The sequence below is a fragment of the Streptococcus oralis subsp. tigurinus genome (assembly GCF_002093575.1).
Taxonomy (GTDB): domain Bacteria; phylum Bacillota; class Bacilli; order Lactobacillales; family Streptococcaceae; genus Streptococcus; species Streptococcus oralis_CH.
The window spans coordinates 14005-32516 of the sequence record NZ_LNVH01000003.1 but is presented as its reverse complement, the minus strand read 5'-3'; the positions used below and the strand labels follow the sequence as shown (position 1 = coordinate 32516).

The 18512-nt window shown below is 42.4% G+C and carries 18 protein-coding genes; 17 read left to right on the top strand and 1 reads right to left on the bottom strand.

Annotated elements, in window-relative coordinates; genetic code table 11:
- The first annotated feature begins 252 nt into the window (after positions 1–252).
- The 13 genes from ATE37_RS04120 (at position 253) to ATE37_RS04060 (ending at position 12563) form a co-directional block, all read left to right on the top strand.
- Entirely contained in the window at positions 253–633 is a 381-nt protein-coding gene (locus ATE37_RS04120; protein ID WP_000856379.1) for a hypothetical protein, read from the top strand.
- Positions 634–821: 188 nt separating this feature from the next.
- A complete protein-coding gene (locus ATE37_RS04115; RefSeq protein WP_000240120.1) occupies positions 822–1514 on the top strand; it encodes a phosphoglycerate mutase in 693 nt (230 codons plus the stop codon).
- A gap of 120 nt (positions 1515–1634) precedes the next feature.
- Positions 1635–2336, top strand: coding sequence for an ABC transporter ATP-binding protein (locus ATE37_RS04110; RefSeq protein WP_084867980.1), 702 nt, complete (start codon positions 1635–1637; stop codon positions 2334–2336).
- A 1-nt stretch (position 2337) separates the two neighbouring features.
- Complete coding sequence (locus ATE37_RS04105; RefSeq protein ID WP_084867978.1) at positions 2338–5037, top strand: FtsX-like permease family protein; 2700 nt, start codon at positions 2338–2340, stop codon at positions 5035–5037.
- Positions 5038–5181: 144 nt separating this feature from the next.
- Positions 5182–5451, top strand: coding sequence for a 30S ribosomal protein S15 (rpsO, locus tag ATE37_RS04100; protein WP_001018251.1), 270 nt, complete (start codon positions 5182–5184; stop codon positions 5449–5451).
- 549 nt (positions 5452–6000) lie between these two features.
- Positions 6001–6279 carry a TIGR04197 family type VII secretion effector gene (locus ATE37_RS04095; protein WP_084867976.1) on the top strand — a complete coding sequence of 93 codons (279 nt, stop codon included), beginning with the start codon at positions 6001–6003 and terminating at the stop codon, positions 6277–6279.
- Positions 6276–6635 carry a DUF3958 family protein gene (locus tag ATE37_RS04090; protein ID WP_084867974.1) on the top strand — a complete coding sequence of 120 codons (360 nt, stop codon included), beginning with the start codon at positions 6276–6278 and terminating at the stop codon, positions 6633–6635. Before ATE37_RS04095 ends, ATE37_RS04090 begins: the two co-directional genes overlap by 4 nt.
- On the top strand, positions 6625–8280 hold the full coding sequence (locus ATE37_RS04085; protein ID WP_084867972.1) for a T7SS effector LXG polymorphic toxin: 1656 nt from the start codon (positions 6625–6627) through the stop codon (positions 8278–8280). Before ATE37_RS04090 ends, ATE37_RS04085 begins: the two co-directional genes overlap by 11 nt.
- A 10-nt stretch (positions 8281–8290) precedes the next feature.
- On the top strand, positions 8291–8899 hold the full coding sequence (locus ATE37_RS04080) for a TipC family immunity protein (RefSeq protein WP_084867971.1): 609 nt from the start codon (positions 8291–8293) through the stop codon (positions 8897–8899).
- 156 nt (positions 8900–9055) lie between these two features.
- Positions 9056–10102, top strand: coding sequence for a FecCD family ABC transporter permease (locus ATE37_RS04075; protein WP_084867969.1), 1047 nt, complete (start codon positions 9056–9058; stop codon positions 10100–10102).
- Between the two features lies 1 nt (position 10103).
- On the top strand, positions 10104–10859 hold the full coding sequence (locus tag ATE37_RS04070) for an ABC transporter ATP-binding protein (protein WP_084867967.1): 756 nt from the start codon (positions 10104–10106) through the stop codon (positions 10857–10859).
- Between the two features lie 68 nt (positions 10860–10927).
- Positions 10928–11890 carry an ABC transporter substrate-binding protein gene (locus ATE37_RS04065; RefSeq protein WP_084867965.1) on the top strand — a complete coding sequence of 321 codons (963 nt, stop codon included), beginning with the start codon at positions 10928–10930 and terminating at the stop codon, positions 11888–11890.
- The gene (locus ATE37_RS04060; RefSeq protein ID WP_084867963.1) at positions 11871–12563 is read left to right on the top strand and encodes an alpha/beta hydrolase-fold protein; all 693 of its coding nucleotides are present in this window, start codon (positions 11871–11873) and stop codon (positions 12561–12563) included. The genes ATE37_RS04065 and ATE37_RS04060 overlap by 20 nt, the downstream gene beginning before the upstream one ends.
- A gap of 42 nt (positions 12564–12605) precedes the next feature.
- Here the strand turns inward: ATE37_RS04060 and ATE37_RS04055 are convergent, their stop codons facing one another.
- Positions 12606–13355 (bottom strand): lysophospholipid acyltransferase family protein, encoded by a 750-nt coding sequence (locus ATE37_RS04055; protein WP_070657413.1) that lies wholly within the window; start codon positions 13353–13355, stop codon positions 12606–12608.
- Positions 13356–13487: 132 nt separating this feature from the next.
- On the opposite strand from ATE37_RS04055, the gene ATE37_RS04050 reads away from it, so the two are divergent.
- From ATE37_RS04050 to ATE37_RS04035, 4 genes are all read left to right on the top strand, one after another.
- The gene (locus ATE37_RS04050) at positions 13488–15824 is read left to right on the top strand and encodes a cation-translocating P-type ATPase (protein WP_084868140.1); all 2337 of its coding nucleotides are present in this window, start codon (positions 13488–13490) and stop codon (positions 15822–15824) included.
- Positions 15825–15925: 101 nt separating this feature from the next.
- Complete coding sequence (locus ATE37_RS04045) at positions 15926–16603, top strand: tRNA (adenine(22)-N(1))-methyltransferase (RefSeq protein WP_084867961.1); 678 nt, start codon at positions 15926–15928, stop codon at positions 16601–16603.
- Positions 16590–17387 carry a Nif3-like dinuclear metal center hexameric protein gene (locus ATE37_RS04040; RefSeq protein WP_084867959.1) on the top strand — a complete coding sequence of 266 codons (798 nt, stop codon included), beginning with the start codon at positions 16590–16592 and terminating at the stop codon, positions 17385–17387. Before ATE37_RS04045 ends, ATE37_RS04040 begins: the two co-directional genes overlap by 14 nt.
- 16 nt (positions 17388–17403) lie before the next feature.
- Positions 17404–18507, top strand: coding sequence for an NAD(P)/FAD-dependent oxidoreductase (locus tag ATE37_RS04035; RefSeq protein ID WP_084867957.1), 1104 nt, complete (start codon positions 17404–17406; stop codon positions 18505–18507).
- Positions 18508–18512: the final 5 nt, after the last annotated feature.

Genomic DNA, 18512 nt, shown 5'->3' with positions numbered 1-18512 from the left:
TTGATATTATGCGCTTTATCATGGGAAAATTTACTAGTCCATTTCCCAGAATGAAGTTCTTCCTGGCCTGTCCGTGTAGATAATTAACATAATCAACTATTCAGTTTTCTCATAATTTTATATTTCTACTAATTATAAAGAGACTATAGAACTTAAAATTATTTTTTGAAAATCAATATTTATTATAAAATTGTTTAATTTTTAGAGAAATTATGATAGAATAATACCTATAAAAATTTTAAGGAGATTATTATGAAAACAAATACACTTGCTCGTGTTAACGCTATTTTTGGTCTTATTTCAGGAATTGTATTGCTTTTAGCGCCAGTTATCATGTTTATCATGGCTGTTGGAGCTGCTGCGGCAACTGAAGACGCAGATGTAACAGTTGGGACATTGACAGGGCTCTCAATTATTTTGTCATTGGTTAAAATTGCTGTTTTAGTGTTGGGAATTGTGGCTATTGTTTATTATAAAGATGATGAACGTGTCACGAATGCACCTTCTGTCTTGCTCATTGTAGGTGGTGCGGTCGGCTTGATTCCATTTTTAGGATGGGTAGGTGGAATTCTAACCATTATTGGTGGTTCACTTTACTTTGGAACATTGAAAAAATTTGTAATTGAAGAGTAGTAGTTTTCCAATTATTTGGACGGGACTATTTCATCCTCTATCGAGAACAATTATGATAGTACGATAAAGAGAAGACTGCTAAGCTCTTCTCTTTTTAGTTGATTTTAACTAGATTTTTTGTGAAAAATTGTGTAAAATAGAATAGATAAACGAGGGAAACCTCGAAAAATAAAAGGAGAATCCATCTAATGGTAAAATTGGTTTTTGCTCGCCACGGTGAGTCTGAATGGAACAAAGCTAACCTTTTCACTGGTTGGGCTGATGTTGATTTGTCTGATAAAGGAACACAACAAGCGATTGACGCTGGTAAATTGATCAAAGAAGCTGGTATCGAATTTGACCAAGCTTACACTTCAGTATTGAAACGTGCGATCAAAACAACAAACTTGGCTCTTGAAGCTGCTGACCAACTTTGGGTTCCAGTTGAAAAATCATGGCGCTTGAACGAACGTCACTATGGTGGTTTGACTGGTAAAAACAAAGCTGAAGCTGCTGAACAATTTGGTGATGAGCAAGTTCACATCTGGCGTCGTTCATACGATGTATTGCCTCCTGCAATGCCTCATGATGACGAATACTCAGCACACACTGACCGTCGTTACGCTTCACTTGACGACTCAGTCATTCCAGATGCTGAAAACTTGAAAGTGACTTTGGAACGTGCCCTTCCATTCTGGGAAGATAAAATCGCTCCAGCACTTAAAGATGGTAAAAACGTATTCGTAGGAGCTCACGGTAACTCAATCCGTGCCCTTGTAAAACACATCAAACACTTGTCAGATGATGAAATCATGGGTGTAGAAATCCCTAACTTCCCACCATTGGTATTCGAATTCGACGAAAAATTGAACGTCGTAAAAGAATACTACCTTGGAAAATAATCTATAAACAGAAAGCCTAGGATTCCTAGGCTTTTTTTGTTTTTGCTTCTGGTTTCCAACTAGTTGAAAAAGCGTTATAATGATAATAGGAAGTAATTTGTTTGAGAGAAGGTGTGTCTAATGGCTTATATTGAGATGAAACACAGCTACAAGCGTTACCAGGTTGGGGATACGGAGATTGTGGCTAATCGTGATGTGAATTTTGAAATTGAAAAGGGGGAGCTGGTTATTATCCTTGGCGCATCAGGTGCTGGAAAATCAACCGTTCTCAATCTTTTAGGAGGTATGGATACCAATGATGAGGGGGAGATTTGGATTGATGGTGCTAATATTGCCAACTATAGTTCGCACCAACGAACAAACTATCGTCGTGAAGATGTAGGTTTTGTTTTTCAATTTTACAATCTGGTCTCCAATCTGACAGCCAAGGAAAATGTGGAACTGGCCTCAGAAATCGTTACAGATGCCTTGGATCCTGAGCAGGTCTTGACAGATGTAGGTCTGGCTCATCGCCTCAATAACTTTCCAGCCCAGCTTTCTGGAGGGGAGCAACAGCGAGTCTCCATTGCACGCGCTGTAGCCAAAAATCCTAAGATCCTCCTCTGTGATGAACCGACAGGTGCCTTGGATTACCAAACGGGGAAGCAAGTCTTGAAGATTCTCCAAGACATGTCTCGTCAAAAGGGGGCGACTGTGATTATTGTGACCCACAATGGCGCGCTAGCTCCTATTGCAGACCGGGTGATTCACATGCGTGATGCCACGGTTAAGAGTGTGACGATTAATGAGCATCCGCAGGATATTGATACGTTGGAGTATTAGCATGAAAAAAACATGCCGAAAAGACCTACTCCAGTCGGTAACTGCTTCTAAGGGGCGTTTTGTTTCTATCTTGACCTTGATGATGCTGGGTTCTCTAGCCCTAGTAGGTCTTAAAGTAGCCAGTCCAAATATGGAACGTACGGCAGAAGATTATCTCCGTAAAGCCAATACTCTGGATCTGGCCGTGATTGCTGATTATGGCTTGGATAAAGAAGACCAAGACGAACTAAAGACACTTCAAGGAGCAAGTGTTGAGTTTGGCTATATGGCAGACCTAACCGTTGAAAATAGTGAAGAGGCGGTTCGACTTTATTCCAAACCAGAGAGCATTTCAACCTTCCAAGTGACGGAAGGGCGACTGCCAGAGTCTGATGAGGAAATTGCCTTGGCTGATTTCTGGAAAGACCGTTATCAGATTGGAGAGACCATTACCTTTACTAAGAAAGAAGAAAAGACCATCCTAAAAACCCAAACTTTCACAATTACTGGATTTGTTCAGTCGGGTGAAATCCTTTCTAAAAAAGATTTAGGGAGTGCTAGTAGTGGAAATGGAAGCTTGGCTGGCTACGGAGTGATTTTACCCAGTCAGTTTGATACAGAAGTCTACAGTATTGCGCGTGTGCGCTATGATGATTTAAAAAATCTGGATACTTTTTCATCAGACTATAAGACCAAACGAACCCAACATCAGGAAGAGTTGCAAGACTTACTTGCCGATAATGGTCAAAAAAGATTGGCAAACATCAAAACAATTGGGCAAAAGAGCCTGGAAGAGGGGAAAGATCAGCTCCAAACTGCTGAAAGCAACCTTCAAAATGGCAAGAGTCAGTTAGAGCAGGCTGAAAGTCGCTTGAAAACGCAAGAAGAACAAGCGACCGCTTTACCAGAACCACAAAAGAGTCAAGCCAAGGGACAGCTGACAAAAGCTAAGGAAGAACTGGCGACAAAAAAAGAAAAGCTGGCTCAGACAGAGAGTGATCTATCTAAGAAAAAAGAGAAGCTAGAACAGCGCCAGAGAGAGCTTGATGAACTGGCAGAGCCGAAATACCACGTATACAATCGAGAAACTATGCCAGGTGGTCAAGGCTACCTTATGTACAGCAATGCATCGTCAAGCATTCGTTCAGTCGGGAATATCTTCCCAGTGGTGCTTTATATGGTCGCTGCAATGGTGACCTTTACAACGATGACTCGCTTTGTAGACGAAGAACGTACCAATGCTGGTATTTTCAAGGCCCTAGGTTACCGGAATCAAGATATAGTTGCCAAGTTTATCCTCTATGGTTTTCTTGCAGGAACTGTGGGAACCATTATAGGAACATTTCTTGGACATTATCTTCTTGCAGGGGTGATTTCAGATGTTATAACAGCTGGGATGGTTGTTGGAAAAAGTCACGAGTATTTCTATTGGTCTTATAGTCTTATTGCCCTAGCTTTAAGTTGGGTATCCAGCGTTTTGCCGGCTTATCTGGTGGCGCGAAGGGAATTACATGATGAAGCAGCCCAACTCTTACTTCCAAAACCTCCCGTTAAGGGATCAAAGATTTTGCTGGAACGCCTGAGCTTTATTTGGAGTCGTTTGAGTTTTACTCATAAGGTTACGGCGCGAAATATTTTCCGATATAAGCAACGGATGTTGATGACCATTTTTGGAGTTGCGGGTTCGGTGGCTCTCCTATTTACAGGTCTTGGCATTCAGTCTTCTGTAGGAGGAGTTGTCGAGCGTCAATTTGAACAAATCCAGCAATACCAGATGATTGTAGCGGAAAAGAGCAGTGCGAGTGAGCAAGAAAAAACAGATCTAGAAAGTGCCTTGCAAGCTGAATCGATCCACACTTATCAAAAGATTTACTCAAAATCCATTGAAAAAGATTTTAAAGGAAAAGCAGGACTTCAAACGATCACCATGATGGTCACAAACAGAGAAGATTTCAAACCCTTTATCGCATTAGAGGAGAATGGGCGAGAGGTGCAGGTCACTGATGGAGCGGTCGTGAGTCAAAAATTAGCCCAACTAGCAGGTGTTACGGTTGGGGACGAGTTGGAGCTTGATGGGAAGGAAATCAAGGTCGCGGCTATTTCTGAAAATTATGTTGGACACTTTGTTTATCTCAAACGAGCGACTTACGAACAAGTCTATGGAACCAGTCCGCAAGACAATACCTACCTAGTAAAATTAAAAGATCCAACACCTTCCAATACGGAGAAAGAAGCGGCTACTTTCATGGAAAAAGCTGCTGTTTCTGGGGTCGTCCAAAATGCGACGGCTATCCATCTCTTTGAATCCGTGGCTAGTTCGCTCAATAAAACGATGGCAATCCTTGTCCTTGTTTCGGTTTTACTAGCCATTGTCATTCTTTACAATCTAACCAATATCAATGTGGCAGAACGTATCCGTGAACTTTCGACTATCAAGGTTCTCGGTTTCCACAATAAAGAAGTGACCCTCTATATCTATCGCGAGACCATGGTGCTATCTCTTGTGGGGATTGTTCTCGGTTTGGTAGCTGGCCACTATTTACATCAATTTTTGATTCAAATGATTTCACCTGCCACCATACTCTTTTATCCTCAAGTCAGCTGGGAAGTCTATGCTCTTCCAATCGTCGCAGTGACTGTAATCTTAGCCCTACTGGGGGTCTTTGTCAATCACCACTTGAGAAAAGTGGATATGCTCGAAGCCCTGAAATCAGTAGAGTAATTCAAGGTTTTAAATAGTAAATCAGTTGACAAAGTCCCTGCTTCTTGGTAGAATAAGAACTGTCGTAAAGACAAATAACTTCTTCTTGGTTACAGGCATGCCAACCTGTCACTCGGATGAAGCCAAATAAAAAGGAGAAACATCATGGCAATCTCAAAAGAGAAAAAAAATGAAATCATCGCACAATATGCACGTCACGAAGGTGATACAGGTTCAGTAGAGGTTCAAGTTGCTGTCCTTACTTGGGAAATCAACCACCTTAACGAACACATCAAACAACACAAAAAAGACCACGCTACTTACCGTGGATTGATGAAGAAAATCGGTCGCCGTCGTAACTTGCTTGCATACTTGCGTAAAAACGACGTTAACCGTTACCGTGAGTTAATCAACTCTCTAGGACTTCGTCGTTAATTCAAGATACAAAGGCCGTCAAAAGCACAAAGCAAAAATAGGAAAATTGACGAAGAAACTTCAGTTTCTAGGAGATTTTATCTTTTTTGCCAAGTGCTTAGGCCGTGTTCAATTGAGCATATCTTGATAATGAAGCTACTCTAAATTGGGTAGCTCTTTTACTTTCGTCACCTTACCTCGATATACTCCAGTATGATCTTCTGTTGCGGTTCTTAGCACTGTAAGGTAAAATAAACCAGATCATCTCCCTTCGGGGAGATTTTTTTGTTTCATTAAAAATTTTGTACAATCTTCGGCTTGTCGCCTAGTCTATAAACGTTTTATCCAGCAAGAATCATGATGCTAAGGGCGTTAAAAATACGTATGAAAATAGGGAAACGACACAGTGTTCGATGAACACAAGGAGCTTCATCTTTTTCACTATAAGATTTTTCTATTATCTAAAGATAGCATAAACTAGGGCTTGTGTTCAAAACATGGTATAATAGGCCTATATAGCTAAATGGAGTGTACCTATCACTAGGGAATGAGAAAAAGGATACAACAGTCATGTCAACAGTAAAAAGTGATATAAATCTTGCGCAAACATATGCGACTCAGCTTAAAAATGCTTGTCAATCATTAACAGCGATCGCTGCGGCTAGTCAGGATGACTTAACGACCCTTCAAGGGAATAATAAGGCCCATCAATGTCTGACAAAGGATCAAAATCTAGCTAGTCAGATTACAGCCGCTGTCACCCTAACTTCAGAGCGACTTCACTCTGTGGCGAGTGATTTTGAAGCGCTAGATGTGGCTGCGGCCAATGGTTTTGGGAGTCATACATGAGCAAGTTAGATGAGTTGAAGAAAAGAGAGCGAGAACTCTTGTACCAGCTAGAAGACAATGGAAAAGAGAACTACCGCACCAAAGAACTGATAGAAACCTTTGAAGGATATGATAGAGCTAGCCACCGTTATCAAAGTGATTTGTGGGAGGCGGCCTATCAGAGCCGATACGCAGGACAGTTGGAAGAAACGCTCCTGCAAAGAAACCAACTCAAAAACCAAATCTTTGAGGACCTCACTTACCACATGGATGATTTGAAAAAAGAAAAATTCCGGTTAGAGGGAGACTTGGATGCGGTTTACTATGAAAGACGCAAAGAACTAGAAAGAGAGGAGGAAAAACAACATGGGCATTGATATGTATTTGGACCAATCACAACTACAAAGTTCGAGTGTAGCGACCATGTGCCAATCTCAGGTGGAAGCTTATCAAGACTTGCAATTAGCCATCCAAAAGTTTTCAGAGGATACGGAGAGTCTAAAGGGCAACGCTTATGATTCGGCTAGAAGTTTTTTTGCAAGTGTCTTACTACCCTTGAGCAAAGGGGGACAACTCTATGCAGAAACCTTCTCTCAAGCCATCAAGAAACTACCAGAAGACTACCAAAGTATGGTCGACAGCAAGAGTTGGCGTGAGGATGATCTACTTGATAAGCTCCGCCAGGAAGAGCAAATGATCGCCTACCTGGATGAAGTCAACCAATCTATTTCTAGCTTGACCATGGATAGTGAAGAAAAAGGAAGACTGAGACGCAGTAATGTGGAACTCATGCGAGGACACCACGCGAATAAACGTGTCTATGAAACAATCTTGAGAGACCTGCGAACCTATGATAGCTATTCAGGAGGATTGTTCGATGAACTAGACAGTATCGACGTGCAGTTGAGTCGTGGGCTGGCCCAGATCGAAACGAGCTGGGATGCCAAGCAAGGAGTCTTTAAAGTCCCATCTGACCTGACTTGGGCCAACTACCTGACTGCATATTCTGATACAAAGGACTTGAAGCTCAGTCGTCAAGAGAAGGCCTTTGTCCAAACCATGATGGCAGAATACGGCTTTGATGCCGAGACAGCCCAACAACTCTTGACCATCAAGCAGGGGATAGACAAGAAGTTCCCAACCTCAAGTCAAGAATTTCGTGACTATATCTTTTTGCGAATCGTCGGTGCAGCCTACTATGATGGGTTTCAGTGGAATGAAACAGCGGGTCATTTGAAAACTTATTTTTATAATGTGACTGTTGGTAGTTCGATTACAGGAAAATCAAGGACAGTAGAAAAACCGCTTCTTGAAATTTTTAAAGAACTTGGAATCAAAGATGAAACAGATGCAAAAAAATTGATTTATAATCTTAGACTGCAGCATGAGATGGCTGGGGGCAAATATGAAAGTATCGATGCTATTAAGACTGCTGATGAAGAAACAGGCTCAAATTATTACACTTCTTATAAAAAATCATTTGAAAAAATTTATGGAACTGGGATTGATTTTGATACGTTTTGGGATAGCAAACTGAGAGCTTATTCTAACAATGGAGCAGGTCACGCAGACTTTACTCACCAGTCCATTACCATGGCCACCCATCTAAATCCTAGCAGTTTCCAGTTATCCGATCTCTATGGTGGTAGAGAGCATGTCAAGGATCTTTCAGGCTGGGAAGGAGACACGACTAAAAATGCTACGGATAAGAAACCAAGCATTGGTGAGGATGATTACAAAGCAGACCTAGACTCGGTCAACCTTATCGGCCGCATGCAGAAGGGGCAATCCTATGACCAAGCCATAACTTCTTACTATGCTGATCTTCAAAAGGATTCGACTCTGAGAGAAAGAGAATTCTTGAAAAATAAAGATTGGAAGCAGGTTAGAAGCACTATCTATGCTAGTATTCTCCCATTAGAGGTTATGGAAAAAGGGGAAGATGCCATTAAAGCATATATCAAAAGTAACTATCCAGAAGTATCGACATTTTTAAATCGCTTGGAAGCCGTGGCGGAGTAGGAGGATGATGATGAGGAAAATATTCAGTTTATTAGCTTTAGTCTTACCAGTTGTATTATTTTATTTTTCCTTTTTTCCTAAACAACCTAACAACATTTTTGATGAAATCTACCAGGAGACAGAGAAGACATATCATACAAATAATATTTTAAGAAACATAGATGGGTTTAAAATCAGTCCAGGTTGGCCAAGTGATGACCCAAATATATCTTATACTCCTTTTGGAAAGTATGAAACTCTTCCCAAAGGCTATAGTGATATAACCATTAACTTTAATTTTGGTTCAGGTATTAAAGGGATGTCAATTCGTTTTGAAAGAAAGACTAATTCGAATATTACCCTATGGTATTCGGCACACTATAATATGCAAAAGAAAGTACTCAAAAGGAAACTTGCCATCATTGAAGAGCCAAGAAAGGCTGGAGAGTACATTAATGATGAAGAAAAAGTAAGAGAATATTTAAGGCAAAATAATATTTCCAAAGAAGAATTAGAGAAAGACTACGACGAAATCGTCAATCAGAAAGTCTTGAAAGATTGGTGCTCTATTTATGACAGCAAGTACTCACCAAGCAACTATGGTGAGGTCAAGATTGAAACTCAGTGGGAGAATTGGTGATATAAAGAATTTTCACTAATTTTATAGACAGCTAAGCTCTCTGATCTCAGAGGGCTTTTTCTATATATGTTTCTGTCCTTGTTCATCTAATAGAAATATGGTATACTTTTTATGAGAATTTTCTAAATTTTTAAGATTCTATCAAAGGAGGTTTGCATGCTTTCCAAATTTTCTGGAAGCCGACGGGACCTGCAATTTGTGTTGTTTTTGGGTATTTTGCTAAGTGTTTTAGGAATTTCCCTCTTTTTAGCTGTTTCAATGGGATCCGTTGCGATTGATCTAGGAGATACCTATCGGATTATTTTGAGTAGGTTGGGTTTTCCTCTTGAGATAGGAGTGGTTTCCAAGTCCACTCTTGCCATTGTATGGAATATGAGATTCCCTCGAGTATTACTCGGTCTGATAGTAGGGGCTGGTCTTTCCATGTGTGGTAGCGTGATGCAGTCTACAGTGAACAATCCCATCGCAGAGCCTTATGTCTTAGGAATTTCTGCGGGTGCAACTCTAGGAGCAACCTTAAGCATCATTCTTGGTTTAAAATTGGTGATTAGCCTTGGAGCTTTCCTTGGAGCTATTTTGGCAACAATCGCTGTCCTTATCATTGCCTCTATGCAGGGCAGGATGACGACTTCTAGTCTGATTTTATCAGGAACGGTGGTCAATGCTCTCTTTCTGGCATTTTCCAACTTTATTATCTCAGTTGGCGCTAATGCGGACAGTGTGATGACCATTAAGTTTTGGACCATGGGTTCGCTTGCTGGAACTACCTGGGCAGACTTGGTTCTGCCAACTATAGTAGTAGGATTGGCTTTTCTATTTTTCGCTACTCAGTATCGTGTTTTTAATGCGATGATGATGGGAGATGAGGCTGCTTTAACTTTGGGAATTCCCTTACGCTTTTATTGGTATCTTTATGTGACCATGGTGGCTGTATTGACAGCGGTCTTAGTGGCAACCTGTGGGATTATTGGATTTGTCGGTCTGATTACTCCACATTTAGCTCGAGGGTTAGTAGGAACGAATTACAGGAGACTTTTTCCTGTTGCGACCATACTGGGTGCCCTCTTTGTGGTCTGGGCAGATGTACTCTCTCGTGTCATCATTCCAAATGCTGAGCTGCCGATTGGTATTTTTACAGCCTTAGTGGGTGCTCCCTTCTTTATCTACATTGTTGGAGGTAGGCGAAAGGAGGTGGGGGCCTGATATGGACTTGATTTGTCAGGATGTCCACTTTGGACTAGGAGAGAAAAAAATCCTCAAAGGAGTTTCTCTTAAGGTTGAGGGGCATCAATTCCACACGATATTAGGGCCAAATGGAAGTGGGAAAACCAGTCTGCTTAAACTCCTCTATCGTCAGGAAAGGGCGGACAAAGGCTTGATAAGCCTAGATGGAAAGCCGCTGGAGCATTGGTCACTCAAAGAAACAGCCAAGCAGATGGCAGTTGTCACCCAGTTTAATCAATTGCAGTTTGATTGTACAGTTGAGGAAATCGTCTTGCTGGGAAGAACTCCCCACCTCTCTTTTCTACAAAAGGAAAAGGAAAGGGATTACGCCCTTGTTCAAGATGCTCTTGTCAAGGTGGATATGCTTGAGAAGAAAACTCGTCTCTATTCGTCTCTCTCAGGGGGAGAGAAACAACGAGTCTTATTAGCCCGCGCCTTGGCGCAAGAACCGACTCTCTTGCTCCTGGACGAGCCAACCAATCACCTAGATATCAAATATCAGCTAGACTTGTTGTCCATTGTGAAGAATCTCAAGGTCAATGTTCTAGCTGTCCTGCATGATATTCAACTTGCTTGTCGCTATTCGGATTATCTCTATCTGATGAAAGAGGGGGAAATCCTTTACCAAGGGACTCCAAAGGAGACCATCACCCCTGAGTTATTGCAAACTGTATATGGAGTTCAAAGTCAGGTTACTTGGACCGAGGATCAGCAAGCTATGATTCACTATTTATAAGAATGAAAAGGAAAATAAGATGAAAAAAAACACTAAGCATTTTACTCGTAACAGTAGCTACCCTAACCATGGCAGCTTGTGGCAACACTACTACAGAAAAAGCTGCCACACAGTCTAGCACAGAAACAAGTCAAAAGGCCAGCACAGAGACGACTTATCCGTTAACGGTCAAGACCTACGACGCTAAGGGAAATGAAGTCGAACAAGTCTTTGACAAGGCACCTGAAAAAGTTATCACCAACAATCTTTCAACCACTGAAATCTTATTGGAGTTAGGCTTGAAGGATAAAATTGCTGGCATGCTCAACCCTGACAATGCTGTGACGGACAAATACAAGGACGCGATTGCGACGATTCCTCAAATTGGTGATAAAAAAACAGTCTCACAAGAGACAGTGCTTTCTTATGAGCCAGATGCTGTGATGGGTCGAAACATGATGTTTTCTGAAAAATCCTTGGGAACAGTTAGCACTTGGAATGAAAACAAAATCCCAGTCTATACACAAAAAGCTTCTCTCTCAACGATTCAGCAAGATTTGGGAAATATCGTAGAAGATGTCAAAAATCTTGGAATGATTTTTAATGTGCAGGACAAGGCCAATGAATACGCAGCCCAATTACAAGCTAAAATTGACGCTGTTAAGAAAGCAAATCCAACAAGCCAAGGTGAAAAGAAAAAGGCTTTGATTATGGTTGCTTATAATGACGAAACCTTTGGTGCATACAAGTCTGCTTTGCAAGAAAGCCTTCTAAATCAACTTGGTTATACCAACGTCGCAACGGGAACATCAGGCTTGACCTTGGGAAATCTCGTGTCAATGGATCCTGAGTTGATTATCTATGTAACCAGCGACCGCAATAAAAAATTGGATGCCAACGCAGTAGAGTTGATGAAGGCAAATGAAGTTTTGGAAAACGTTCCTGCAATTAAGAATCAAAAAATCATGACCATTTCTTACGATGAGTTGATGGACTATGGTCCAGCAGTGATTGATTCCCTTGAGAAAATCAATGACTTTATCAATAAATAATGAGTTTGATTGGGAAGGGATCCAAGTCAAGGTCAGCCTTCCTTCGACCTATGATCCCAACCAAACCTATCCAGCGATTCTCTTGAATGATGGAAACTTGGATTTCCTAGCATCCCTTTCAGAATCTGTGATTTTAGTGGGCTTGACCTCTAAAAATCGCCTAGATGACTACACTCCATGGAAGGCATCTGCTCTGAGAGATGGAGCTCCAGATTTTGGCGGTCAGGCAAATGCCTATCATGGCCATTTATTTGGAGGTCTTTTAGACAAGTTGCAGTCGCTTTATCGCCTGGACAAAAATCACCTTGCCTATGGAGGATACTCATTAGGTGGACTGGCGGCAGTCTACAGTCTTTTCCATTTTGACAAGGTCTCCTGTATCTTCTCTATCTGTGGTTCCTTTTGGTATCCTGATTTTACGACTTATTGCAAGGAAGAAAAGGTGAAAAATTTAGATTGTTTGCTGTATTTACAGAATGGCCAAACAGAAGGAGCCCATCATACCAATCGCTTGGTTCAAGCACCAGCCTATGCTGAGCAGATTCATACCAGTCTTCAACAACACTATCCGACTAGTCAGTTTGTCTTTGATCCCTATGGGCATCATGAGCAAGTGGTTGAACGATTCCTAGCCTTTTCCAACTGGTTGGCTCAAAAATGGAAAATCGAATAAAAGAATTATCCCTTGGCTTTTGCCAAGGGATAATTGTATTTTTTAACCAAGAGACTCTCTCTTCTTATCTGGATTCCAGATAAAACTTGCGAAGAAGGTAAAGATAATCGTTAGGATACCAACAATCACAGCAAGGAAGAGGGCAGGGATGCGGACAAACCACCAGAGTGGATTTGGTTTTTTATCATTGTGCCATTGCTTGGTTTCTTCGTCTAAACGTTGGAATTCTGCTTGGATACGGTCTGCAACCATTTCAATCCCTTCATCATTCATTTTCTTGATGTCTGAGATATCGATAGGATTTCCAAAGTTCATATCCACACGTTCACGGCTAACCAAACCTTTCAAGGTCATGGGACCAGTATAGGTAACTGGCATGATACGGACCTTAGCCATCTTGGCAATCAGAGCAACTCCGCCTTTGACATCGTTTGAGTGACGGCTTCCACTTGGAAACATGATGAGAGAACGGTCGCTTTTTTTGAGGACATTGATAGGGTATTTGATAGCAGAGGCGTTAGGTTTTTCCCGGTCGATAGGAAAGGCGCCACACATACGGATCCACCAGCCAAAGATGCGGTTGTTAAACAGTTCTTTTTTGGCCATAAAGATGAACTGTTTTGGCTTGGTCGCAAAGGCCATGTAAACAGGATCCCACCAGGTACGATGAGGAGCGACGAGGATATAGTTTTCGTCTCGGCTAGGGATTTTATCAGTATTGTGATAGTGGGCATTGCCATTGATGGACCACAAGATCAGCATGACTAGTCCACGCAAATAAGTATAAAACATGAGATCTCCTTCGATTGTATTGCTTTTATTATTATACCTTATCAAAAGATTACTGGCAAACTTTTTCAGTTGTCAGCCAACAGTTTTAGATGGGATTAGAATTCTTTTAGAAAAAATGATATGATAGAATTTATGGATAAAAATAAGATTATGGGATTAACCCAAAGAGAAATCAAGGAAAGACAGGCTCAAGGCTTGGTCAATGATTTTACTGCTTCGGCCAGTACCAGCACTTGGCAAATCTTCAAACGAAATGTTTTTACACTTTTTAACGCATTAAACTTTGTTATTGCCCTAGCGCTGGCCTTTGTGCAGGCTTGGAGCAATCTGGTCTTCTTTGCCGTTATTTGCTTTAACGCTTTTTCTGGGATTGTGACCGAGCTGCGAGCCAAACACATGGTGGACAAGCTCAATCTCATGACCAAGGAAAAGGTCAAAACCATCCGTGATGGTCAAGAAGTCGCTCTCGATCCAGAAGAATTGGTTCTAGGAGATGTCATTCGTTTGTCTGCGGGAGAGCAGATTCCTAGTGATTCCTTGGTTCTGGAAGGATTTGCGGAAGTCAATGAAGCCATGTTGACGGGTGAGAGTGATTTGGTGCAAAAAGAAGTGGATGCTCTGCTTTTATCAGGGAGTTTCCTAGCCAGTGGCGCAGTTTTGGCTCAAGTTCACCATGTCGGGGCAGACAACTATGCTTCCAAACTCATGCTGGAAGCTAAGACAGTGAAACCGATCAACTCCCGTATCATGAAATCGCTGGACAAGCTAGCTGGTTTTACTGGGAAGATTATCATTCCCTTTGGTCTAGCTCTCTTGCTAGAAGCTTTGATGTTAAAAGGCTTGCCTCTCAAGTCATCCGTTGTAAATTCATCGACAGCCCTTTTGGGGATGTTGCCTAAGGGAATTGCCCTTTTGACCATTACTTCACTCTTGACTGCGGTGATCAAGCTGGGCTTGAAAAGGGTCTTGGTGCAGGAGATGTACTCTGTCGAGACCTTGGCGCGCGTGGATATGCTCTGTCTGGACAAGACGGGGACCATCACCCAAGGGAAGATGCAGGTGGAGGCTGTTCTTCCTCTGACGGAAACTTATGGTGATGAGGCTATTGCCAGCATTTTGACTAGCTATATCGCTCATAGTGAGGATAAAAATCCAACAGCTCGAGCCATTCGCCAGCGTTTTGTGGGAGAAGTTGCTTATCCTATGATTTCCAATCTGCCTTTCTCTAGCGACCGCAAGTGGGGAGCTATGGAGTTGGAAGGTTTGGGAACTGTTTTTTTAGGAGCGCCTGAGATGTTGCTGGACTCTGAAGTCCCTGAAGCCAGAGAGGCCTTAGAGAGAGGGTCACGTGTCTTGGTCTTAGCCCTCAGTCAGGAGAAACTGGACCACCACAAACCACAGAAACCATCTGATATTCAGGCCCTGGCCTTGCTGGAGATTTTGGACCCCATTCGAGAAGGAGCAGCTGAGACGCTGGACTATCTCCGTTCCCAGGAAGTGGGCCTCAAGATTATCTCTGGTGACAATCCAGTTACGGTTTCCAGCATTGCCCAGAAGGCTGGCTTTACGGACTATCAAAGCTATGTTGATTGCTCAAAAATCACGGATGAGGAATTGATTGCCATGGCTGAAGAGACAGCTATTTTCGGACGTGTTTCCCCTCATCAAAAGAAACTCATCATCCAAACGCTGAAAAAAGCAGGGCATACAACGGCTATGACAGGGGACGGAGTCAATGATATCCTGGCCCTTCGTGAGGCGGATTGTTCCATTGTGATGGCTGAGGGAGATCCTGCGACTCGTCAGATTGCTAATTTGGTTCTCTTGAACTCAGACTTTAATGATGTTCCTGAGATTCTTTTTGAAGGTCGTCGTGTGGTCAATAACATTGCCCATATCGCACCGATTTTCTTGATTAAGACCATCTATTCCTTCCTGTTAGCAGTCATCTGTATCGCTAGTGCTCTTCTGGGACGATCTGAGTGGATTTTGATTTTCCCTTTCATTCCAATCCAGATTACCATGATTGACCAATTCGTGGAAGGTTTCCCACCATTCGTTCTGACTTTTGAGCGAAATATCAAGCCTGTTGAACCAAACTTCCTCAGAAGATCCATGCTTCGTGCCCTACCAAGTGCCCTCATGGTCGTGTTCAGCGTTCTTTTTGTGAAAATTTTTGGAGCGAGTCAAGGTTGGTCTGAGTTAGAAATCTCAACCCTACTCTATTATCTCCTTGGGTCTATCGGTTTCTTATCTGTATTTAGAGCTTGCATGCCATTTACCCTCTGGCGTGTACTCTTGGTTGTCTGGTCAGTAGGTGGTTTCCTAGCTACAGCTCTCTTCCCAATGATTCAAAAGTTGCTTGAAATTTCAACCTTGACTGGACAAACGTTGCCTGTTTATGGGGCCATGATGCTGGTATTTACCTTAATTTTCATTCTAACTAGTCGTTACCAAGCTAGAAAATAAAGAAAGACTGCAATCTGTGGATTGCGGTCTTTTTAGGCGTAAGATTGCTAACTGAAATGTGGTATAATAAGAGGTAACAGAGTTTTGGAAAGTGAGAGAAGATGATTTCAAAGAGATTAGAATTGGTGGCGTCCTTTGTGCCACAGGGAGCCATTTTATTAGATGTGGGGAGTGACCATGCTTATCTGCCAATCGAGTTAGTCAAGAGAGGCCAAATCAAAAGCGCCATTGCAGGTGAGGTGGTGGAAGGACCCTACCAGTCTGCGATTAAAAATGTTGAGGCTCACGGCTTAAAGGAGAAAATCCAAGTTCGTTTAGCAAATGGCTTGGCAGCCTTTGAAGAGGAAGACCAAGTGTCGGTCATCACCATTGCTGGTATGGGTGGCCGTTTGATTGCTACCATATTGCAAGAAGGTTTGGGCAAGTTAGCTAATGTAGAACGTTTGATCCTCCAGCCCAATAATCGTGAAGACGACTTGCGCATCTGGCTACAGGGCAACGATTTTCAGATTGTGGCAGAAAGCATTCTAGAAGAAGCTGGCAAATTCTACGAGATTTTGGTGGTGGAATCAGGACAAATGAAGCTATCAGCAAGTGATGTCCGTTTTGGACCTATCTTGTCCAAAGAAACCAGCCCAGTCTTTATCCAAAAATGGCAAAAAGAAGCAGCTAAGTTAGAGTTTGCTCTTGACCAAATCCCAGAGAAAAATCGAGAAGAACGTCAAGTTCTAGCTCATAAAATTCAAGCCATCAAGGAGGTGCTCCATGCTAGCAAGTGAAGTAATACAAGCTTATGAAGCCTTTTGCCCTCAGGAATTTTCAATGGAGGGAGACAGTCGTGGCCTGCAAATTGGAACTCTAGACAAGGATATTCAAAGGGTCATGGTTGCTCTGGATATTCGTGAAGAGACGGTTGCTGAAGCCATTGAAAAAGGGGTGGATTTGATTATCGTCAAGCACGCGCCAATTTTCCGTCCCATCAAGGACTTGGTTGCTAGCCGTCCGCAAAATCAGATTTACATCGACCTGATCAAGCATGACATCGCAGTTTATGTCAGCCATACTAATATTGACATCGTTGATAATGGGCTCAATGACTGGTTTTGCCAGATGCTAGGAATCGAGGAGACGACTTATCTGCAGGAAACAGGTCCAGAACGTGGGATTGGGCGTATTGGGAATATTCCGACTCAGACCTTTGGGGAATTCGCCCAGCATGTCAAGCAAGTCTTTGGTCTAGATAGTCTTCGAATGGTACATTATCAAGAGAGTGATTTGCAGAAGCCCATTTCAAGAGTGGCTATCTGTGGTGGAAGTGGTCAATCTTTCTATAAGGATGCTTTAGCTAAGGGAGCAGATGTCTATATTACTGGTGACATCTACTATCACACCGCTCAGGATATGTTGTCTGAAGGCTTGCTGGCATTGGATCCAGGGCATTATATCGAAGTGCTTTTTGTGGAAAAAATCGCAGCACTTCTTACTCAATGGAAGGAAGAGAAGGATTGGTCTATTGATATTGTGCCTAGTCAGGCATCGACTAATCCTTTCCACCATATCTAGTTAGAAAGTGAAGACAATGAAAAAAGTAGCCATTATCGGAGCAGGGATTGTGGGGGCAACAGCTGCCTACTACCTCTCGAAAGAAAGTGACCTAGAAGTGACCGTTTTTGACCATGGACAAGGTCAGGCTACCAAGGCTGCAGCGGGAATTATCAGTCCTTGGTTTTCCAAACGCCGCAATAAAGCCTGGTATAAGATTGCGCGCTTGGGAGCTGACTTTTATGTGGATTTATTGGCTGATTTAGAAAAGTCTGGTCAGGAAATAGATTTTTACCAGCGTTCGGGAGTCCTTCTCTTGAAAAAGGATGAATCCAAGTTAGAAGAACTCTATGAACTAGCTCTCCAGCGCAGGGAGGAATCTCCTTTAATAGGTCAGTTAGCTATCACGGATCAAGCCTCAGCTAATGAATTATTCCCTGGCTTGCAGGGATTTGACCGCCTGCTCTATGCTTCTGGTGGAGCGAGAGTAGATGGCCAACTGTTAGTGAATCGTTTGCTAGAAGCCAGTCAGGTCAAGCTGGTCAAAGAAAAAGTGAGTCTGACACCTTTAGCATCAGGTTACCAGATTGGTGAAGAGATGTTTGATCAGGTTATTTTGGCGACAGGAGCTTGGTTGAGGGACATTTTGGAGCCTTTAGGATATGAGGTAGATGTTCGTCCCCAAAAGGGGCAACTCCGAGATTATCAGCTTGCCCAAGACATGGAATCATACCCTGTTGTCATGCCGGAAGGAGAGTGGGATTTGATTCCTTTTGCAGGTGGGAAATTGTCCTTAGGCGCTACTCATGAAAATGATATGGGATTTGATTTGACGGTAGATGAAACCTTGCTCCAACAAATGGAGGATGCGGCCTTGCCTCACTATCCAGCCTTGGCAGGAGCAAAATCATCGGGTGAGCGTGTGGGAATCCGTGCCTACACTAGTGATTTCTCCCCTTTCTTTGGGCAAGTACCTGGTTTAGCAGGTGTCTATGCAGCTAGTGGTCTAGGTTCATCAGGCCTCACAACGGGTCCTATCATTGGTTACCATCTAGCCCAATTGGTTCAAGACAAGGAGTTGACTTTGGATCCAGTAAAATATCCAATTGAAAACTATGTCAAACGAGTAAAAAGCGAATAATACTC

Bases quoted from the DNA above. Each gene is read 5' to 3' on its own strand.
- ATE37_RS04120 (WP_000856379.1), top strand. From the start codon at position 253: ATGAAAACAAATACACTTGCTCGTGTTAACGCTATTTTTGGTCTTATT.
- ATE37_RS04115 (WP_000240120.1), top strand. From the start codon at position 822: ATGGTAAAATTGGTTTTTGCTCGCCACGGTGAGTCTGAATGGAACAAA.
- ATE37_RS04110 (WP_084867980.1), top strand. From the start codon at position 1,635: ATGGCTTATATTGAGATGAAACACAGCTACAAGCGTTACCAGGTTGGG.
- ATE37_RS04105 (WP_084867978.1), top strand. From the start codon at position 2,338: ATGAAAAAAACATGCCGAAAAGACCTACTCCAGTCGGTAACTGCTTCT.
- rpsO (WP_001018251.1), top strand. From the start codon at position 5,182: ATGGCAATCTCAAAAGAGAAAAAAAATGAAATCATCGCACAATATGCA.
- ATE37_RS04095 (WP_084867976.1), top strand. From the start codon at position 6,001: ATGTCAACAGTAAAAAGTGATATAAATCTTGCGCAAACATATGCGACT.
- ATE37_RS04090 (WP_084867974.1), top strand. From the start codon at position 6,276: ATGAGCAAGTTAGATGAGTTGAAGAAAAGAGAGCGAGAACTCTTGTAC.
- ATE37_RS04085 (WP_084867972.1), top strand. From the start codon at position 6,625: ATGGGCATTGATATGTATTTGGACCAATCACAACTACAAAGTTCGAGT.
- ATE37_RS04080 (WP_084867971.1), top strand. From the start codon at position 8,291: ATGAGGAAAATATTCAGTTTATTAGCTTTAGTCTTACCAGTTGTATTA.
- ATE37_RS04075 (WP_084867969.1), top strand. From the start codon at position 9,056: ATGCTTTCCAAATTTTCTGGAAGCCGACGGGACCTGCAATTTGTGTTG.
- ATE37_RS04070 (WP_084867967.1), top strand. From the start codon at position 10,104: ATGGACTTGATTTGTCAGGATGTCCACTTTGGACTAGGAGAGAAAAAA.
- ATE37_RS04065 (WP_084867965.1), top strand. From the start codon at position 10,928: ATGGCAGCTTGTGGCAACACTACTACAGAAAAAGCTGCCACACAGTCT.
- ATE37_RS04060 (WP_084867963.1), top strand. From the start codon at position 11,871: ATGACTTTATCAATAAATAATGAGTTTGATTGGGAAGGGATCCAAGTC.
- ATE37_RS04055 (WP_070657413.1), bottom strand. From the start codon at position 13,355: ATGTTTTATACTTATTTGCGTGGACTAGTCATGCTGATCTTGTGGTCC.
- ATE37_RS04050 (WP_084868140.1), top strand. From the start codon at position 13,488: ATGGATAAAAATAAGATTATGGGATTAACCCAAAGAGAAATCAAGGAA.
- ATE37_RS04045 (WP_084867961.1), top strand. From the start codon at position 15,926: ATGATTTCAAAGAGATTAGAATTGGTGGCGTCCTTTGTGCCACAGGGA.
- ATE37_RS04040 (WP_084867959.1), top strand. From the start codon at position 16,590: ATGCTAGCAAGTGAAGTAATACAAGCTTATGAAGCCTTTTGCCCTCAG.
- ATE37_RS04035 (WP_084867957.1), top strand. From the start codon at position 17,404: ATGAAAAAAGTAGCCATTATCGGAGCAGGGATTGTGGGGGCAACAGCT.